Source organism: Micromonospora sp. DT48, assembly GCF_049844495.1.
Classification (GTDB): domain Bacteria; phylum Actinomycetota; class Actinomycetes; order Mycobacteriales; family Micromonosporaceae; genus Micromonospora.
Genome location: NZ_JBNCLE010000020.1, coordinates 1 through 17201, shown reverse-complemented (window position 1 = coordinate 17201; position 17201 = coordinate 1). Strand labels below are relative to the sequence as shown.

The 17201-nt window shown below is 69.0% G+C and carries 15 protein-coding genes and 1 pseudogene; 12 read left to right on the top strand and 4 right to left on the bottom strand.

Annotated features, from left to right (window positions below):
• Positions 1–238: 238 nt before the first annotated feature.
• Together ACLQ2S_RS22240 and pgi are read right to left on the bottom strand one after the other, a co-directional pair.
• Positions 239–841, bottom strand: coding sequence for an MOSC domain-containing protein (locus ACLQ2S_RS22240; protein ID WP_155221884.1), 603 nt, complete (start codon positions 839–841; stop codon positions 239–241).
• 126 nt (positions 842–967) lie between these two features.
• On the bottom strand, positions 968–2602 hold the full coding sequence (pgi, locus tag ACLQ2S_RS22235) for a glucose-6-phosphate isomerase (protein ID WP_425702632.1): 1635 nt from the start codon (positions 2600–2602) through the stop codon (positions 968–970).
• Positions 2603–2836: 234 nt separating this feature from the next.
• Here pgi and ACLQ2S_RS22230 point away from each other — a divergent pair, with 234 nt between their 5' ends.
• Entirely contained in the window at positions 2837–4282 is a 1446-nt protein-coding gene (locus tag ACLQ2S_RS22230; protein WP_425702630.1) for a glucose-6-phosphate dehydrogenase, read from the top strand.
• A 72-nt stretch (positions 4283–4354) separates the two neighbouring features.
• On the opposite strand, the gene ACLQ2S_RS22225 is transcribed toward ACLQ2S_RS22230, so the two are convergent.
• Entirely contained in the window at positions 4355–5779 is a 1425-nt protein-coding gene (locus ACLQ2S_RS22225; RefSeq protein ID WP_425702628.1) for a cellulase family glycosylhydrolase, read from the bottom strand.
• A 338-nt stretch (positions 5780–6117) separates the two neighbouring features.
• On the opposite strand from ACLQ2S_RS22225, the gene ACLQ2S_RS22220 reads away from it, so the two are divergent.
• The 5 genes from ACLQ2S_RS22220 to ACLQ2S_RS22200 all read left to right on the top strand — a co-directional run bounded on the left by ACLQ2S_RS22220 (position 6118) and on the right by ACLQ2S_RS22200 (position 11290).
• Positions 6118–7038, top strand: coding sequence for a hypothetical protein (locus ACLQ2S_RS22220; RefSeq protein WP_425702626.1), 921 nt, complete (start codon positions 6118–6120; stop codon positions 7036–7038).
• 133 nt (positions 7039–7171) lie between these two features.
• Complete coding sequence (locus ACLQ2S_RS22215) at positions 7172–7711, top strand: aromatic ring-opening dioxygenase LigA (RefSeq protein ID WP_309223859.1); 540 nt, start codon at positions 7172–7174, stop codon at positions 7709–7711.
• Between the two features lie 123 nt (positions 7712–7834).
• Positions 7835–8227 carry an MmcQ/YjbR family DNA-binding protein gene (locus ACLQ2S_RS22210; protein WP_425702624.1) on the top strand — a complete coding sequence of 131 codons (393 nt, stop codon included), beginning with the start codon at positions 7835–7837 and terminating at the stop codon, positions 8225–8227.
• 387 nt (positions 8228–8614) lie between these two features.
• Positions 8615–9220: a response regulator transcription factor gene (locus ACLQ2S_RS22205; RefSeq protein ID WP_425702622.1), complete on the top strand. Its 606-nt coding sequence runs from the start codon at positions 8615–8617 to the stop codon at positions 9218–9220.
• 360 nt (positions 9221–9580) lie between these two features.
• Positions 9581–11290: a fatty acyl-AMP ligase gene (locus ACLQ2S_RS22200; RefSeq protein WP_425702620.1), complete on the top strand. Its 1710-nt coding sequence runs from the start codon at positions 9581–9583 to the stop codon at positions 11288–11290.
• Between the two features lie 37 nt (positions 11291–11327).
• Here ACLQ2S_RS22200 and ACLQ2S_RS22195 read toward each other — a convergent pair whose 3' ends face one another.
• Positions 11328–12266, bottom strand: coding sequence for an alpha/beta hydrolase (locus ACLQ2S_RS22195; RefSeq protein WP_196222628.1), 939 nt, complete (start codon positions 12264–12266; stop codon positions 11328–11330).
• Positions 12267–13045: 779 nt separating this feature from the next.
• Between ACLQ2S_RS22195 and ACLQ2S_RS22190 the strand changes: the two genes are divergently transcribed.
• From ACLQ2S_RS22190 to ACLQ2S_RS22165, 6 genes and pseudogenes are all read left to right on the top strand, one after another.
• On the top strand, positions 13046–14017 hold the full coding sequence (locus tag ACLQ2S_RS22190; protein ID WP_425702617.1) for a hypothetical protein: 972 nt from the start codon (positions 13046–13048) through the stop codon (positions 14015–14017).
• A 44-nt stretch (positions 14018–14061) separates the two neighbouring features.
• Positions 14062–14940, top strand: a complete 879-nt coding sequence (locus ACLQ2S_RS22185; RefSeq protein WP_425702615.1) for a diiron oxygenase — start codon at positions 14062–14064, stop codon at positions 14938–14940.
• Entirely contained in the window at positions 14937–15185 is a 249-nt protein-coding gene (locus tag ACLQ2S_RS22180) for a phosphopantetheine-binding protein (protein ID WP_425702613.1), read from the top strand. Before ACLQ2S_RS22185 ends, ACLQ2S_RS22180 begins: the two co-directional genes overlap by 4 nt.
• The gene (locus ACLQ2S_RS22175; protein ID WP_425702611.1) at positions 15182–16009 is read left to right on the top strand and encodes a hypothetical protein; all 828 of its coding nucleotides are present in this window, start codon (positions 15182–15184) and stop codon (positions 16007–16009) included. The genes ACLQ2S_RS22180 and ACLQ2S_RS22175 overlap by 4 nt, the downstream gene beginning before the upstream one ends.
• On the top strand, positions 16009–16968 hold the full coding sequence (locus tag ACLQ2S_RS22170) for an NAD(P)H-dependent flavin oxidoreductase (RefSeq protein ID WP_425702609.1): 960 nt from the start codon (positions 16009–16011) through the stop codon (positions 16966–16968). Before ACLQ2S_RS22175 ends, ACLQ2S_RS22170 begins: the two co-directional genes overlap by 1 nt.
• A gap of 27 nt (positions 16969–16995) precedes the next feature.
• A pseudogene (locus ACLQ2S_RS22165) lies at positions 16996–17201 on the top strand (alpha/beta fold hydrolase); the annotation flags it as partial.

Here is a 17201-nt window from a genome sequence, read left to right as displayed (position 1 = left end):
TGACGCCGGCGACCCCGACGCGCCGCCCCGATGGACCACCACCTTGCGCAACGACCTTGGAGTCGACCGCACGGTTGGATGACAGTTGCGTGACAGTCCAGCGGAGGTCACCGGCCCGTCACCGATCGACATCGGTCGGTGACGGGCTGTCTCCGGTCGTCGGTGGACGGCAACCCGGGAGCGGAGACGCTGTTCTCCCGGTGTGGCCCTGCGACGTCCGTGGACGATCCGCGCCTGGTCAGGCTGCCTCGACGTGTGGCTGGCCGGCAGGCAGCTGCCGGATGGTGTCGCCCGTCCTGATCGTCGCACCCACGATCACCCGGGCGTTGAGGCCGCGCAGCCGCATTGCCTTGCCCTCGTCGGTCCAGACGAGCTTGTGGGCGTCACGGCCGAATCGGGCGGCGAACTTGGCGCAGCCGGTATGCGGCTGGTCGGTCACCTCGATCACGGCCTGGTCGCCGATCGCCAGGCGGGTGCCGGCGGGCAAGGCGTCGACGCTCAGGTCGAGGTCGACGTAGAGCTGGTCCCCGGCGAGCGCCCAGGCGTCCCGGTCGGGCCCGGCGATCAGCTCGATGAAACGCGCGTTGATGACGTTGAGTTGCATGTCGGGGTGCGGTGACCCGTCGGCCGTCCGATCGCTGGATCGCTGACCCCAACTGTCGCCGAGCAGCCCGGCGACCGGATCCAGTTCGGCCTCCGACAGCACCTCGCGGGCGTCGACGGCCGGGCGGCGTACGGTCAGCGCCAGAGTGCCGACGCCGCGCGGCGAACGCCGTACGAGGGGCAACCCTTCCAGAATCTCGTCCATCGGGCGGTGGCGGACGGTGATGGAGTTCTCCATGGCCTGACTGTGCTCCACACGTCGACGGCGGCCAAACAGTTCTCGATACCCGAGACCGGACGCGGGCTGCGCTACGAGCGCCGTGACCGGGCGCTGCGACGTGCCCGCGTCCCCCGCGCGGGGCCGTCAGTTGCGTCGGCGTCGGCTGCGGTACCGGCCGATCAGAGCTGCGGTGGACGAGTCGAGACCGGTCACGTCAGCTCGGTCGCCGGTGAGCAACGGCGCGAGCTGGTTCGCCATCACCTTGCCCAACTCGACGCCCCACTGGTCGAACGGGTTGATGTCCCAGATCGCCCCCTCGGTGAACACGATGTGCTCGTAGAGGGCGACCAACTGGCCCAGCGTGGCCGGCGTGAGCCGGTCGGCCACGATCGAGGTGGTCGGGTGGTTGCCGGCCATCACCCGGTGCGGCACGAGGTCGGCCGGGGTGCCTTCGGCCGCGACCTGCTCCGCGGTGCGGCCGAAGGCCAGCGCCGCCGTCTGGGCGAAGAAGTTCGACATGAACAGGTCGTGCATGTCGCCGATGTCGTGGTTGGGCTCGTTGAACCCGATGAAGTCCGCCGGCACCAGCCGGGTGCCCTGGTGCAGCAGTTGGTAGAAGGCGTGTTGACCGTTGGTGCCGGGTTCCCCCCAGAAGATCTCCCCGGTGTCGTACGACACCTGGGGGCCGTCGGTGCGTACCGACTTGCCGTTGCTCTCCATGGTCAGTTGCTGCAGGTAGGCGGGGAACCGGTGCAGGTACTGCGAGTAGGGCAGCACGGCGTGGGTCTGCGCGCCCAGGAAGTTGGTGTACCAGACGTTGAGCAGGCCGAGCAGCACCGGCGCGTTGTCCGCCAGCGCGGTGGTGCGGAAGTGCTCGTCCACCGCGTGGTAGCCGGCCAGCATCTCGTCGAAGCGGGTCGGCCCGATGGACAACATCACCGACAGGCCGACCGCCGAGGGCAGCGAGTACCGGCCGCCCACCCAGTCCCAGAAGCCGAACATGTTGGCCGGGTCGATGCCGAAGTCGGTGACCCGCTGGGCGTTGGTGCTGACCGCGACGAAGTGGCGGGCCACCGCGTGGGCGTCCGCGCCGAGTCCGGCCAGCAGCCAGCGCCGGGCCTGCTCGGCGTTGGCCAGGGTCTCCTGCGTGGAGAAGGTCTTCGACACCACCACGAACAGGGTGGTGGCCGGATCCAGGTCGGCGGTGGTGTCGTGGATGTCGGTGGGGTCGATGTTCGACACGAAGCGGCAGCTCAAACCGCCGTCGCGGTACGCCTTCAGTGCCTCGTACGCCATCACCGGCCCGAGGTCGGAGCCGCCGATGCCGATGTTGACCACGGTGCGGATCCGCTCGCCGGTGTGCCCACGCCACTGCCCGGAGCGCACCTTGTCGGCGAACTCGGCCATCCGCCTGCGTACGCCGTGCACGTCGGCCACCACGTCCTGGCCGTCGACGCCGAGCGTCGCGTCCGACGGCAGCCGCAGCGCGGTGTGCAGCACGGCGCGGTCCTCGGTGCCGTTGATGTGGGCACCGGTGAACATCGCGGCGATCCGATCGGTGAGGCCGACCCGCTCGGCCAGGGCGGTCAGCAGGCGTACCGTCTCGTCGGTGACCAGGTTCTTGCTGTAGTCGACGTAGAGGTCGGCCACCTCGACGGCCAACCGTCGGCCCCGGTCGTGATCGGTGGCGAACAGGTCCCGCAGGTGCGTCCCACGGATCTCGTCGGCGTGCTTGCGCAGGGCCTGCCACTCGTCGGTGCTGGTGACGTCCGCAGCCATCGGATCGATCGTCTCCTCGCAGGGGTCGGGCACGCCGTCGGCCTCGTCCCGACCGACGGTGACACCAGACTGCCATACGAAGATCGGCTCGCCGGCCCGACACCACGATCCGTGCGGGCGACGCGACGGCGACGCGATCCGACCGGAACGCGGCGGGGCGGACCGGTGCGCGAAACCCGGTGAAACCCACCGGGTCCGGCACCTGCCGATCGTCGGGCAGGGCATGGTGGTGGCATGACGACGTCGGCATCGAGCGCGCCCGCCGCTGTCCCCACGCGACCCGCCCGCAACGGCGTACGGCAGACACTGCTGGTGCTCGGCGCCACCGGTGACCTGACCGGGCGGTTGCTGCTGCCCGGCCTGGGCCGGTTGGTGGCCACCGGCGCGGTGCCCGGGTTGCGGCTGATCGGCAGCGGGATGGAGCACTGGGACGACGAGCGGTGGCGGCGTCGGGTGGCTGACGCCTTCGCCGCCGCCGGGGAGGTGACTCCGGCGGAGTCCGAGGTCATCCGCGACACGCGCTACGTGCCGGCCGACGTGACGCGCGAGGAGGACCTACGGTCGTTGCTGGGCTGCTGCGCCGGACCGGTGGTGATCTTCTTCGCGCTGCCCCCGATGGTGACCGCCCGGGCCGCCGCCGCGCTGGCCCGGGTCGGGGTGCCGCCGGGCACCCGGCTGATGCTGGAGAAGCCGTTCGGCGTCGACCGGATCTCGGCCCGCTCGCTGAACGAACTGCTGGTCACGCTCGTACCGGAGGACCAGGTCCACCGGATCGACCACTTTCTCGGCAAGTCGACGGTGCTCAACCTGCTCGGCCTGCGCTTCGCCAACCGGATCTTCGAGCCGGTGCTCAACTCTGCGCACGTGGCCTGCGTGGACATCGTGTTCGACGAGACCCTCGGCCTGGAGGGGCGGGCGGGGTACTACGACGGCACCGGCGCGCTGGTGGACATGGTGCAGTCCCACCTGCTCCAGGTGCTGGCCCTGCTCACCATCGACCCGCCGCCGACCCTGCAGGCCCAGGAACTGCGGGGGCGCAAGGCGCAGGTGCTGCGGGCCACCCGGCTGTGGCAGGACGATCCGGTGCGGTCCAGCCGACGGGCCCGCTACACCGCGGGGGAGGCTGGCGGGCGACGGTTGCCGAACTACACCGACGAGCCCGGCGTCGACGCCGGGCGGGGCACCGAGACCCTCGCGGAACTGGTGGTCACGGTCGACACCTGGCGCTGGGCGGGAGTGCCCTTCCGGCTCCGCTCCGGCAAGGCGGTGCACGGCGTACGCAAGGAGGCGGTCGTCACCTTCAAGCAGCCGGCCCGGGTTCCCGACGGGCTGACCGGCTACGAACGGCCCGACCGGCTGCGGATCGGCTTCGGCCCGGACCGGCTCGGTCTGGACCTCAACATCAACGCTCCCGGTAAACCCTTCGAGCTGGACCAGGTGAACCTCACGGCGAACTTCGGCCCCGGCGACCTGCCCCCGTACGGCGAGGTGCTGCGCGGTGCCTTCGAGGGCGATCCGACCCTGTCGGTGCGCGGCGACGTCGCCGAGGAGTGCTGGCGCATCGTGGAGCCGGTGCTGGCCGCGTGGCGGGCGGGCACGGTGCCGCTGCAGGAGTACCCGGCGGGCTCCGCCGGGCCCGCCGACTCGCTGATCGGCCCGGTGCTCGGCTGCCCACGGTGACCTGGACGGGCTGAGCATTAGGGCGGCCCCGGCGGAGAACCGCCGGGGCCGCGTGGTGGTGGTGCGTTCGGATCAGCTGGTCGGGAAGTTGTCCGGAGTCCGGATGCGCTCCCGCATGAAGGCGCCGGAGGCGGTCAGCACCGAGGTACCGGTGTAGTCGCTGCCGTTGCAGGTGCCCGGCCGCAGCGCGGCGCTGCCCTCCGCCTTGTCGGAGAAGGTCCAGTTCGCGTAACCGATCTTCAGCCGGTCCAGCAGGTCCAGCCACTGGGTGCTGCTGGCCAGGTCGACCCCACCGTCACCGGTGTAGTCGACGGTGCCGAACTCGGTGACGAACAGCGGCAGTCGGGCCGCCGCCCGCTCCACCTCGGCCCGGTAGTTGTCCAGGTGCGAGGCGGCGTAGAAGTGGAAGGCGTACATGACGTTGCTGGCGTTGACCGGGTTGTTGGCGATCTCGTCATGGCTGGAGCCTTCGGAGACGCCCAACGAGGACCAGGCCCGGGTGCCCACGATGACCACCGCGTCCGGGTCGTTGGCCCGGATCACCGGGATGACCTGCTCGGCGTAGTTCTTGATGGTCGACCAGCTGACCCCGTTGGGCTCGTTGGCGATCTCGTAGATGACGTTGTTCTTCGCGGCGTGGCGGGCGGAGACGGAGGCGAAGAAGGTCTTGGCGCGCTCCAGGTTGTACATCGGGTCACCCGGAGTGAGCAGGTGGAAGTCGATCATCGCGTACATGCCGCGCCGGGTGGCCTCCTCGACCAGGTCGTTGACCCGGTTGGTGAACCCGGTGGGGTCGGTCTCGTACCCCTGCTCCTGCACGTACATCGCGATCCGGAACAGGTCGGCGTTCCAGTCGGTGGCCAGGGCGTCCAGGGAGGCGTTGTTGTAGCAATGGCCGAACCACTGGATGCCGTGGGTGCTCATGCCGCGCAGCTGGATCGGCCGGCCGTACTGGTTGCAGAGGTTGACGCCGCAGACGCGCAGCTGACCGTTGATCTCCACCGGGGTCTGGCCGCCGGGCGGCGGAGTGGTCGGCGGCGGAGTGGTGGGCGGTGGGGTGGTGGGCGTGGTCGAGCCGGTGCAGACCGTGCCGTTGAGGGTGAACGAGCTCGGCGACGGGTTCGCGCCGGTGAAGCTGCCGTTGAAGCCGATGTCGGTGCTGGCTCCGGTGGCGAGTGAGCCGTTCCAGCTCATGCTCTGCGCGGTGACGGAGCTGCCGCTCTGGCTCCAGGTGGCCGACCAGCCCTGCGTGAGCCGTTGGCCGCTGTCGGGGAAGCTGAACCCGAGCGTCCAGCCGTCGACCGCGTCGCCGAGGTTGGTGATGGTGACGCTCGCGGTGAACCCGTCGGACCAGCTGTTGGTCGTGTATGTCACGGAGCAGCCGGTCGCGGCCATCGCGTTGGTGGTGGGCAGGGCCGTCAACGCGCCGAGGGTCAACGCGCCGACAGCGCCGGTGGCGACCAGCAGGCGCCGTAGCCGACGTGGAGGTTGCTTCATGGTGGACCATCGCAATCTGGTCGTGGTGGTGGGGGTGCCGCGCTTCGGCGACGACGGACGGGGCCGGCCCGGGAGCGCTCCCACGGCAGCCTACGATGGTTCGAAACCATAACGCAATATTTCGATGCGTCGAAGGATGTGATCGACGGTGGTCCCAAAGCCGTTCCCTGGGGCGGCCGTCGGGCGGGCCGCTCCCAGCCCTCGTCGGCGGCCCCGGCGGGGGCGTGTCCGCCGCCGAGCCGTGCTCGGGGGAGCCGATGACGTCGGGACTTGCGCTGCTCACTACCCTGGCTCTGATCATCTGCCAGCGAACCTCTCGACTTTGACAAGGGCATCAGATGAGTGACAGCCACCCGCCGTACGGTGGGCCGCAGCCGGATCCGAACGCCAACCCGTGGGGCTCACCATCCGGCTCCCCGGTCGGTCCGCCTGGCTCGCCAGTCGGTCAGCCCCTTCCGCCCGGTTCCCCGGTCACCCCGAGCGGGTACCCCTCGCCGTACGGCGCAGCGGCCCCGCCGCCGCCTCCGCCGCCGCCCTACGGGGCACAGCCGGCGAAGTCCTCGAACAAGGGCCTCTGGCTCGGTCTGGGGATCGGCGCCGTCGTGATGGCGGTCCTCGTCGCCTGCGGTGGCGTGATCGGCTTCTTCGTGTTGGCCGACGACGACGAGGACCCGATCGCGGGGCCGGGGACGGAGACCAGCGCCCCCGCGGACCCGAGCACCTCACCGGCGGCCCCTCCGCCGCCGGAGGAGCAGCCTGACAACAACAACGCTGTGACCGCTCGCAGTTCCAGCGACATGTCCGCCGTGTGCGAGGGAAGCCCGATCCTCAACGCCGCGCCCTACACCGGCGCGAAGGGCACCAAGATCTACACGTTCGCGAACTCCCCGGAGCGTCCGCAGTCCTGGCTGAGCAAGTCGGTCGGCTACGACAAGCCGTACTACGCCAAGACCGCCGAGTGGGCCTCGGTGTCCGTCGTCGGCTGCCTCACCTTCGAGGAGGGCAGCGAGGGCACCCCGCGCAAGTGCCAGTACAAGAGCAGCGACGACAAGCAGGTCACCGTCGACTACGTCTCCTCGCGCTACACGCTGACCTTCTACGCCGCCAAGACCGGCGAGAAGATCGGTGAGGGCGGTCGGATCAACGCCCCGGCAGTGCGCTGCCCGAGCTTCATCTCCTACAACAAGGAGACCATGAAGTCGTACGCCCAGCCGGACAGTGGTGCCATCGAGCTGGCACTGGACAAGTTCACCTCCTGATCCACGGGCACCGGGGCGGCGGGGTGGCATCGACCTCCCCGCCGCCCCGCCCGTATCCACCGGAGGCCACCGCCCACCCCTGGTATGTCGCCGCCAGATGCAGGCACCACTCGATACGTCGATACTGATGATCGTGCACACTGGGGCTGCCCGCACCGCCGGTGCGGGCAGCGACGACGAAGGGGATGCCATGGCGAAGACGGTCGAGGCAGGCGCGGACAAGTCGACGACACCCGGCGGTGTTGTCCGGGCGCTGTCCGTGCTGGTGATCGCGGCGGGGCTGATCATGCTGGTGGCCGGTGGCGCGACGTGGCTGACGGTGCAGCGACAGCTCGCCGACGAGCGGATCACCGTCTCCGAGGACGCGAAGTGGTTCGCCGGAGAGAGGATCGACGGCCCGCTCACCGCGTACGCCGAGGCTGAGGTCATCGAGCGGCACGCGCTGGAGGCCAGCGGTGGCCGGACGTACGCCGAGCTCGACCGTGAGGACCCGACGCGGCAGGTCGTGATGACCGGGTCGTTCCTGCGGGCCTCCCTGTTCACCTCGGTGGTGTCCTTCGGGGTCGCAGCCCTGGCCATGGGGCTCGGACTGCTGCTCGCCGTCATCGGTTACGTGCTGCTGGTCGTCGCCCGCCGGCTGGCGGTGTTGACGCCGCCCGCGACGACGAACTGACACGTCGACGCGTCCCGGTCGTGGTGGGCTGCTCCGTCGGCTCCACCACGGCCGGTCGGCCAAGCCCGCAGGCCGGTGGATAGCCTCTCGACATGCCGCATCCGGTGATCTCGGGGAGAGGCGATGGCTGACGACGCGGACGTCCGCAGGTTGGCTCTGGCACTGCCGCACACGGTGGAGATCGACAGCGACGGCTTCGACTTCCGGGTCGCGGGCAAGGGCTTCGTCTGGTCCTATCCCGAGCGGCGGCCGGGCCGACCGCGCGTGCTCCGCACCGACATCGCGGTGCTGTACGTCGGTGACGAGGCCGAGAAGCAGGCGCTGCTTCTCGGCGAGCCGACACTGTTCTTCACCACCCCCGCCTACGAGGGGCTTCCGCTGGTCATGGTGCGGCTGGCGGCGGTCACCGTCGAGCGTCTCGCCGAACTGGTCACCGACGCGTGGCGAATGCGGGCGCCGCAGGACCTCCTCGCCGGCCTCGACGACGAGCTGGCCGGCCGGGCCGTCGGTCCGTGACCTGGCCTCCGCTCCACACGTCCTCTCGTACGGGTGCATCGGTCTCACATCCGACATATGCGGGATCGGCGCTATCGCCGCGTCGGCGCTTCTGACGCACACCCCGAGGTGTCGCGAGAGCCTGTCGGCCTCTTGTCACATCGGGCTGAAATGTCGCGATCTTCCCGCGTCTGTCGCAGCTCCGGATAGTTGGTCGGCTATCGCTAATTTGACACTGTCACGGTTGTCGCAATCTTGCATCGGCGAATGTCCACAGTGGTAGCGAAAGGTGTCTAGCCTGCTGTCGGATATCGACCTTCAGATTTTCGTACGCGTGTGACATTATGACGTCGAGGGTGCGCGCCGGGCCCCCAACGGCGCGGTCGGGGAACCGTCTGGAGGGAATACGTGGCAATCGACGTACTGGTGTCCGACGTTCTGCATCTGTCCCGTTTTGCGCTCACTGCACTACTGGCGCAGGAGGAGGAGTTCCGCATCGTCGGTTCGACAGCAAACTATTTGGATACGGTGGAGTTCGCCGAGCTGCACCGACCCGACGTCGTGATCATCAGCTTCCAGCGGGAGGAGAGCGACGCGGTCGCGTTCGCCGAGAAGGTGGCCAGCATCCCGGGCTGCCGGAGCATGTTGCTCGCGACCTCGTTCACCCGGCCGGTCGTGCGGCGGGCGTTCGCCGGAGACATCGCCGGCCTGGTGCAGCGCGACGTCCCGCCGCGCCAGTTCTTCGATGCCATCCGCCGCGTCCACCTGGGGGAACGCGTCTTCGACGCAGAGCTGACGGTGGCTGCACTGGGCAACGGGGACTGTCCACTGACACCACGCGAGCTGTCCGTGCTCACGTACGTCTACCAGGGGGACACGGTCGGCGAGATCGCCACCAGGTTGCGGCTGTCCGACGGCACCGTGCGCAACTATCTGTCGTCGGTGGTCACCAAGCTCAAGGCCCGCAATCGGATCGACGCGTTGCGGATCGCCCGCGAGTCGCACTGGATCTGACCGGTTCGTGAGGTGTGGTTGGAGCTGGGGCTACTGGCGCACCTCGCGTCCGTTTCTTTACAGAACCTTTCCCCTTGGTAAACGTTGGCTTTATTCTTCGAGTGGGGCTGTTTGGATGACCTGACGTCACACGTGTGCGTTCCTAATGCCGCAGGTATGTGAATCTCATTAGTGCGACGATTCGGTGGATGCCGCACTTCGCCGATGCTAACCTGCGGATCTCGGCGATTCTTCGCTCGCTGACAGTCCGTGTTGTTGCCATACCAAACTTTTCGTTGCTTGTTGAGTTCCTGCGGCACCGCGAAGAGTCATCGGTGGTGCCGGTGAATCGTGCGCACGGCAGGGAGAGGAAACCGGGCAATGATGGATCTGTCGCGTACCGCCAATGCCGTCACAGCGATTCGTGAGCACGCCCGGTCGGCGCCGGAGCGCACCGCACTGATCGTCGTCGACGACGTGGCGGCCGACCAGCGCTGGTCGTTCGCCCAGGTGGACGCCGCAGCACGGCGGACCGGGGCGTGCCTCGCGGCCCATGGCCGGGTCGGCGACCGGGTGCTGTTGCTGTATCCCACCGGGTTCGAGTTCGTCGCGGCGCTCGTGGGCTGCCTCTACGCCGGGATGGTCGCGGTGCCGGCCCCCCTGCCGGGGTATCCGCACGAGCGCGCGCGGGCACGGCGCATCGCGGAGAACGCCGGAGTCTCGGCGGTGCTGACCGACCCGGCCGAGGCGGGGCACGTCGCGGAGTGGCTGCGCTCGACCGGGCTGGCCGACCTGCCGCTGATGACCACCGACGGCGACGCCGCCGAGGACGCGGAGTCGTGGTCGCCGATCGAGCCGGAACACGACACACCGGCGATCCTCCAGTACACCTCGGGCGCGATCGACGAGCCCAGAGGAGTGCTGGTCAGCCACGGCGATCTCCTGCACAACGTGGAGACGCAGCGCCGTGCGTACGAGCTGAGCGCCGGAACCAGACTCGGCGGCTGGGTGCCGCTGCACCACGCCATGGGTCTGTTCGGCCACCTGCTGCCCGCCCTGCTGGTGGGCGGCGGCTGCGTGCTGATGCATCCCGCCGCCTTCATCCGGCGTCCGTACCTCTGGCTGCGCCTGATCGACGAGTACGACGTCCACGCCTCCGCAGCTCCGGACTTCGCCTTCGCGATGTGCCAGGCCAGGGTGACCGACGAGGAACTGGCCGAGCTGGACCTGTCCCGCTGGCGAGTCGGGGTCAGCGCAGGGGAGCGGGTACACATCGAGACGCTGGAGGCGTTCGCCAAGCGGTTCGCCCCGGCCGGCCTCCGCGACGACGTCGTGTGCCCCAGCTACGGCCTGACGGAGGCGACCCTGGTCGTGTCCACCGACCCGTTCCGCCGGGCGGTGGTGACCAGGGTGGACGAGCACGGTCTGGAGCGGCACCGGTTCATTCCCTCCACCGTGGGCCAGGCGGTGGTCAGCTGCGGCAGGCCACGCGACGTCGAGGTGCTGATCGCCGATCCGGGCACCGGGGAGGCGCTGCCCGCCGGGTCCATCGGCGAGATCTGGGTACGCGGCCCCAGCGTGTGCCGGGGCTACTGGGGTGACGAGGCCACAACCGACCCGGGGGTGTCGGGTGACGGCTACGTGCGTACGGGGGATCTCGGCACCCTGCACGGGGGTGAGCTGTACGTGACCGGGCGGGTGGCCGAGTTGCTCGTCGTGGACGGGCGCTGCCTCTATCCGCAGGAGATCGAGCGGGCGCTGCGGGCCCAGATCCGTGGTCTGGGCATCATCAGCGCGATCTTCACGGTCCCGCGCGAAGGATCCGCGTCGGGCGACGCCCTGGTCGTCGTCTCCGAGGTCAACGGACGGCCGTCCGAGGACCGACTTCGGCACCTGGCGGACGAGATCAACCGCACCCTTGACCGTGAGTTCGGCCTCCGCGCCGACGGGACGTTCCTGCTGCGTCGCGGCGGTGTCGTGCGGGCCACGAGCGGAAAGGTGAAGCGGCCGGCGATGCGCCGTCGGTTCCTCGACGGCGACCTGGTCGCGGTCTACAGCGACGGTGAGCCGCTGGTGGTCACGGCGTCGTGAGCCGCGCCGGGCGGACCCGGCGCGCACCGACGGACGACTATGCGGGGGGCTGTCGGGTGGATGTGAGGAGTGCGTCGAGCTCCCGGATGACCTGCTGCGCGTTGGTGGCCGCCGCGGGCACGATGTCCTGGATCAGGAAGGCACCGTGCACGAGTCCCGGCCCCGGCACGTGACGAACCGGCACGCCACCGGTGTGCAGCTTCTCCACCAGCAGTTCACCCTCGCGCTGGAGTGGGTCGTACTCGGCGGTGGCGACCACCGTCGGCGGTAGACCGGTCAGGTCCGCGTGCAGCAGGTCGACGGCCGGGTCGTTCCGGTGTTCGGGATCGGGCAGGTACTGCGCGTAACACCAGGCCAGATCGTCGATCGACAGCAGGTACCCGTCGGTGTGCGGACCGGCCGCGGCGATCCGCAGGGTCGGGTCGACCGGCGGATACATCAGCAGCAGCGCGGTGATCCGCGGGTCGCCGTCGGCGCGGGCGTCGAGTGCGACGCCGAGCGCGAGGTGGGCGCCGGCACTGTCGCCGGCGAGGACGTGGTGGTGTTCGGGGTACATCCGGCTCGTCCACCGGGCGGCCGCGATGGCGTCGTGCAGCGGCGTGGGGTACGGGAACTCCGGCGCCCGGCGATAGTCGATCGAGACGACGACCGCGCCCAGCGACGCCGCGAGCACGCGGCAGGCCAGGTCGTGGGTGTCGAGGTCGCCGGTCACCCAGCCGCCGCCGTGCAGGTAGGTGACCACCCGGTCGGTGTGGTCCTGCGGGGTGTACACCCTGGACCGGATGGACGTGTTGTCCGAGCTGTCGATCTTCTCGTCGACGACGGTCACCGTCGCGTCGTCCTGGCGTCGGGGGCGCAGGGCGCTCGCCCGGTAGCGCTCGCGGGCCTGCTCGATCGACATCGCGCGGAGCGGCGTCGGCGCACCGTCGGCGTGCTGCCAGGCGATGAGTCTCCGGAGTATCCGATCCAACGGCATGGTGGCCCCTTCAATGGCTTGGTCGGGCGACTGCGGCCCGCCGATCCGCGCCCTGTCACACGACATCTCGTCCACGCGTCGGGCGTCCGTTGTGCGGCACCATACGATACCGACGCCCGCTCGGAATATGACCGTGAGGAACGCACGCCCGGATGCGTGCGCGGGCTGTTGCCGTAGTGCCGACCACAGTTCCGTGGAAAGTCGACTTCCCGACGTGGCCTCGACAGTTACCCAGTCGTCGATCCGCGCGTGCAAGGTGCAGATCGAATATGCGTCGGGGGATCTCGGCGGTTGTGGCGATCTGTGGGGGCGTCGGAGAAAGTCGTTACCGGACCGCGCTGGGCTGTCACTGCCTTTCATTCGGCCGCAATGCGCCTATCGCATTGTGTGACGTAACCCACAACGGTTGCGTTCGATCGGATGTACGACATCGCGGCCAACCGTCCTGAGCTGCTAAAACTCTGCTTGCAAGGTATCGTGCCGGCCCCTCGCGGGAGCGCTTTCCGGCTGTGGTGGCGAAGCGATCTTCCGGCCCGGTGGATGAATCGTCGTAATCGTGCGATGCGTGGAAAGCGCATAGCTGGATATGCGAAATTAATGGATTGCGGGGCGTCTGGCAGGTGGTACCGTGCGTTGGTGTTCCGCAGGGCCAGGCAGGGCCCGGCGGAATGTAGCGAACCATGGCGATAGCCCGTTTCGGGCGTTTCGTATTCCTGTGCGGTCGTGACCGGTGGTGACGCGGGTCGCCGACCCGGTTGAATCTGCCTGGGGGAGAGACCGTGCCACAGCAACAAGTAAGTGCCTGCCCGCCGTGGGAAAAGGTCGCCGAGGCGATCACATTCGTTCCCGACCGGTATTCCCACAAGACCCAGCCGGAGTCCGTGGCGCGGGAGATGCTGCACTGCGACGCGGCTGACGTCGACCGGCTGGTCGACGCTGGCCTGCCGCACGAGGACCGTGACGGCGTCCGGTACTTCGACCCGAACGACCTGTACAACCTCGGCATGTACTCGCAGCGCTCGAACACGCAGCCCGAGTTGGCGTTCCGGATGCTGTTCCGGTTCGCGGGACGCCCGCTCGACGACCTGCTGCGGCCGAAGACCTGGAGCTTCCGGGTCCGACTGGAGTGCCACGAGTGCGCGGGGGCGGCGCCGTGGCGGCTGGAGGGACCCGACGTGGTCCGGTACGGCGGTCGCCTTGAGGAGATCACGCCGCTCGCGCCGAGCGAGGGGTCGGCGGAGTACGCCGCGACCGTCACCAACACCGGTGCCCGGACCCCCCTGGTCTCACCGACCTTGCGGACGTTGACCCGCGACTACCTGAACGCGGGCTACCGCTGGCACATGATCCCGGTGCCGATGCAGGCCGACTACCCGCTCGTGCACGAGCTGGGGGTGACCAGCTGCATCGCCGCGAGCCTGCTGCTGGCGGAGCGCTTCCGTGCCGCGGGATACCGTGCCGAGGCGAAGCGGGGCTGGTTCACCGGGGTGCTCGGTGGCGCGCTCGACCTGCCGCACGCGTGCGTCGAGGTGACCGACGACGACGGGCTGACCAAGACGGTCGACATCGCCAAGGCGCAGCTGGCGGCGCGCTTGTCGGCCAACACCGAGCAGTTCCAGGAGCTGTGTCTCGGGTCGCTCTACAACAAGGTCATCCCGTCCACCGCCTCCGGCAACGCGTCCTTCGGACGCCACGAATGCGGTTCGCCGCAGCCAGCGCTGGTGCGTGCCGACATCCGGTCGGTGCGGTGAACAACCTGACCTCTTGAACCACCTATCGGGGAGGACGACAGACAATGGCGGTACGAGAGATCGAGCCGATCGAGCTGGAGCTGGACCGGCTCGAGCACATGGCCGAGTCGGGGTACTACAACCCGTACACGTTGTTCGACTGGCCGGACGCCATCGAGCCCGACATGCCGTGGATGAGCGAGAGCCTGACCACCCTCGCGGGTACGGAGATGTGGGACGAGCTCACCCGAGAGCAGCAGATCGCGCTGACCAAGTACGAGGCGATCAACTTCTTCAGCCTCAACATCCACGGCATCCGCGAGCTGATGAGCGAAGTCGTGATGCGCATCCACGAGCGGACCTACGCGAACGTCTCGGAGTTCCTGCACCACTTCATCGGTGAGGAAAACGAGCACATGTGGTTCTTCGCGCAGTTCTGCCTGCGCTACGGGGGCAAGCTCTACCCGGCCCAGCCGACGCTGCAGGCCGACTCGGTGGAGCACCTGTCGCCGGTCGCCCGCGAGCTGGTGGTCTTCGCCCGCATCCTCATCTTCGAGGAGATCGTCGACCACTACAACGCGTACATGGCCACCGACGAGTCGCTGCCGCACATCGCCCGCGAGATCAACCGGGTGCACCACCAGGACGAGAGCAGGCACGTCGCGTTCGGCCGGATGATCTTCACCAACCTGCTCGGCCAGGTGGCCAAGCGTGACCCGGCCGAGGTGCCGCTGCTCGCCGAGTATCTGGAGAACTACCTGCGGTACAGCATCGCCACCCTCTACAACCCCGCGGCCTACCGCGACGCCGGCATCCCGGACGCGTTGGCCCTGCGGCGTCGTGCCCTGGAGCACCCGGCCCGGCACGCCGCTCACGAGCGGATCCTCAAGCGGACGCGCAGCTTCCTGACGAAGGCCGGCGTGGGCAGGGAACTGGTCAAGTGAGAACCGATCCGATGCAGGCGGTCCGGAACTTCATCCTGGAGCGCAACCCCAAGCTCGAACAGCTGGACGACGACCTCGACCTGATCGACAGCCGGGCGATCAACTCGCTGGCCTTCGTCGAGTTCATCTTCCTGCTGGAGGAGCTGACCGGCGAGTCGATCGATCCCGAGGAACTCGACCTCGACGACTTCCGCACCCTGAACGCGATCGGGGCGCGGTTCCTGAAGCAGAAGGCGGCGTCATGACCACCGTTACCGACAATGGCCTGAGGGTTCTCAACGGCGACCAGCTGCGGTTGCTGCGGGCGGTCGACGCGGTGTTCCGGCGCCTGGGGGACGGCTGGGGGGCCGAGGAGTTCCGGTTCCCGTTCCTGCTGCGTACTCGGGATCTGGACACCTTCGACTACTACGACAACTTCCCGCACCTCGGGCTGGCGGCTGCCCGGCTCGACCCGGAGCGGGTGGGTACCCTGCTGGCGACGTCGTCCCGTCCGGTGGAGCAGGTGCCGGCCGACGTGATGCGGCCCGCGGAGTTCGCCCTGCCCTCGGCCGCGTGCTACGCGATCTACCTCGACCTGGCCGGCTCGGTGCTGCCCGACGGCGGCGTCGTGCGGACCACCCTGGGCACCTGTTTCCGCAACGAGGACCACTACGACGGCCTACAGCGGCTGCTGGGCTTCTCCATGCGGGAGATCGTCTTCATCGGTCAGGAGGAGGGGGCCAAGCAGCACCTCGGCCGGGCCAAGGACGCGGTGTTGGCGCTCTGCGCCGAACTGGGGCTGGAGGTCAAGGTCGAGGTCGCCACGGACCCGTTCTTCGACAAGAACAGCGGCAAGGCCAAGATGCAGCGGCTGTTCCCGGTCAAGGAGGAGTTCGTCGTCGACGGCCTGGCCATCGGCTCGGTCAACTACCACCGGAACTTCTTCGGCGAGCGGTGCGAGATCCAGGCCGGTGGCGACACCGCCCACACCAGTTGCCTGGCGTTCGGCGTCGAGCGGTGGGTGCACACGCTGACGGCGCGTTTCGGTGGTGTCGAGGCCGCAGTGTCCGCAGTGGAGAGCCTGGGCTGATGCGATCGAGCGTGGCGACGGTGCTCGGCATCGACGTGGCCCTGCTCCAGTCGGGCATGGGTGGCGTCGCCGGCACGGAGCTGGCGTGCGCGGTCTCCGAGGCGGGCGCCGCCGGCTGCGTGGGCGGCTACAAACTCATCGGCGAGCCGCTGTCGGCGGTGTTGACCCGGTTGGCCTCGGGAACGTCGCGTCCGGTCGGCGTGAACCTCATCCCCGAGGTGGTCGGGCCCGACGATCTCGCCCGCCAGGTGGAGCAGGTGCTCGCCGAGACGCCGCCGCACGTCTACGTGTCGCTGTTCGGCATGCCTGAGGAGGCGGTGTTCGAGCAGGTCACTGCCGCCGGCCGGGCTCTGGTGGTGCAGGTCGGCACCGTCGAGGACGGGGTGCTGGCGGCGGAGCGGGGCGCGGTGGTGGTGGCGCAGGGCATCGAGGCGGGTGGGCACCTGCTCGGCGTGTCGTGTCGGGACGAGTTGGTCGCCCAGCTGCGTGACCGGCTGCCCGAGGCCTGCGTCGTCGCGGCGGGCGGCATCGGGTCGCCTGCCGACGCGGCGCGGGCGGTGGCCGCCGGAGCCGACGGAGTGCTGCTGGGGACGGCCTTCGTCGTGGCCCGGGAGTCCTGGGCGCATCCCCACTTCAAGGCGGCGGTCTGCGCGGCTGACGGGGACGACACGGTGATCACCGACGTCTACGAGATCGGGTGGCCTGGTCGGCGGCACCGGGTGCTGGCCACGCCGGTGACCGAGAACCCGGGGCAACCGAAGCGGTTCATCGGCCGGACCTCGGTGGAGGACCGGTCATATCTGGTGCCTCGTTTCAGTGCCGCGGTGCCTACTGTGGCGACCACCGGCCGGATCGAGGAAATGGCAATGTACTGCGGTCTGTCCTGCGGCTCTCTCACCGACCAGCCGTCGGCTGCCGACGTCGTCGCCGGATTCGCCGCAGTCCTTCCTGCTGCTTGAGCATCGACATGGGATGAGGGGGATGTGGTGTCTGCTGGTGAGGTTCTTGAGCGTCTTGAGTTGGAGTATCGCGAGGATGCGGTGCGGGCTCGGGTGCGTGATGGTGTTGAGTTGTATTACGAGTCGACCGGTTCTGGTCCGGTTGTGTTGACGCTCAACAATTTTTTTATGACGACTCCGGCGTGGCGGGTGGTCACGGATGAGTTGTCGGTGGCTCATCGTGTGGTGAGTTA

Coding starts and splice junctions, on each gene's coding strand:
- ACLQ2S_RS22170 (WP_425702609.1), top strand. CDS start 16,009: ATGCGATCGAGCGTGGCGACGGTGCTCGGCATCGACGTGGCCCTGCTC.
- ACLQ2S_RS22175 (WP_425702611.1), top strand. CDS start 15,182: ATGACCACCGTTACCGACAATGGCCTGAGGGTTCTCAACGGCGACCAG.
- ACLQ2S_RS22240 (WP_155221884.1), bottom strand. CDS start 841: ATGGAGAACTCCATCACCGTCCGCCACCGCCCGATGGACGAGATTCTG.
- ACLQ2S_RS22195 (WP_196222628.1), bottom strand. CDS start 12,266: ATGCCGTTGGATCGGATACTCCGGAGACTCATCGCCTGGCAGCACGCC.
- pgi (WP_425702632.1), bottom strand. CDS start 2,602: ATGGCTGCGGACGTCACCAGCACCGACGAGTGGCAGGCCCTGCGCAAG.
- ACLQ2S_RS22200 (WP_425702620.1), top strand. CDS start 9,581: ATGATGGATCTGTCGCGTACCGCCAATGCCGTCACAGCGATTCGTGAG.
- ACLQ2S_RS22230 (WP_425702630.1), top strand. CDS start 2,837: ATGACGACGTCGGCATCGAGCGCGCCCGCCGCTGTCCCCACGCGACCC.
- ACLQ2S_RS22225 (WP_425702628.1), bottom strand. CDS start 5,779: ATGAAGCAACCTCCACGTCGGCTACGGCGCCTGCTGGTCGCCACCGGC.
- ACLQ2S_RS22185 (WP_425702615.1), top strand. CDS start 14,062: ATGGCGGTACGAGAGATCGAGCCGATCGAGCTGGAGCTGGACCGGCTC.
- ACLQ2S_RS22210 (WP_425702624.1), top strand. CDS start 7,835: ATGGCTGACGACGCGGACGTCCGCAGGTTGGCTCTGGCACTGCCGCAC.
- ACLQ2S_RS22220 (WP_425702626.1), top strand. CDS start 6,118: ATGAGTGACAGCCACCCGCCGTACGGTGGGCCGCAGCCGGATCCGAAC.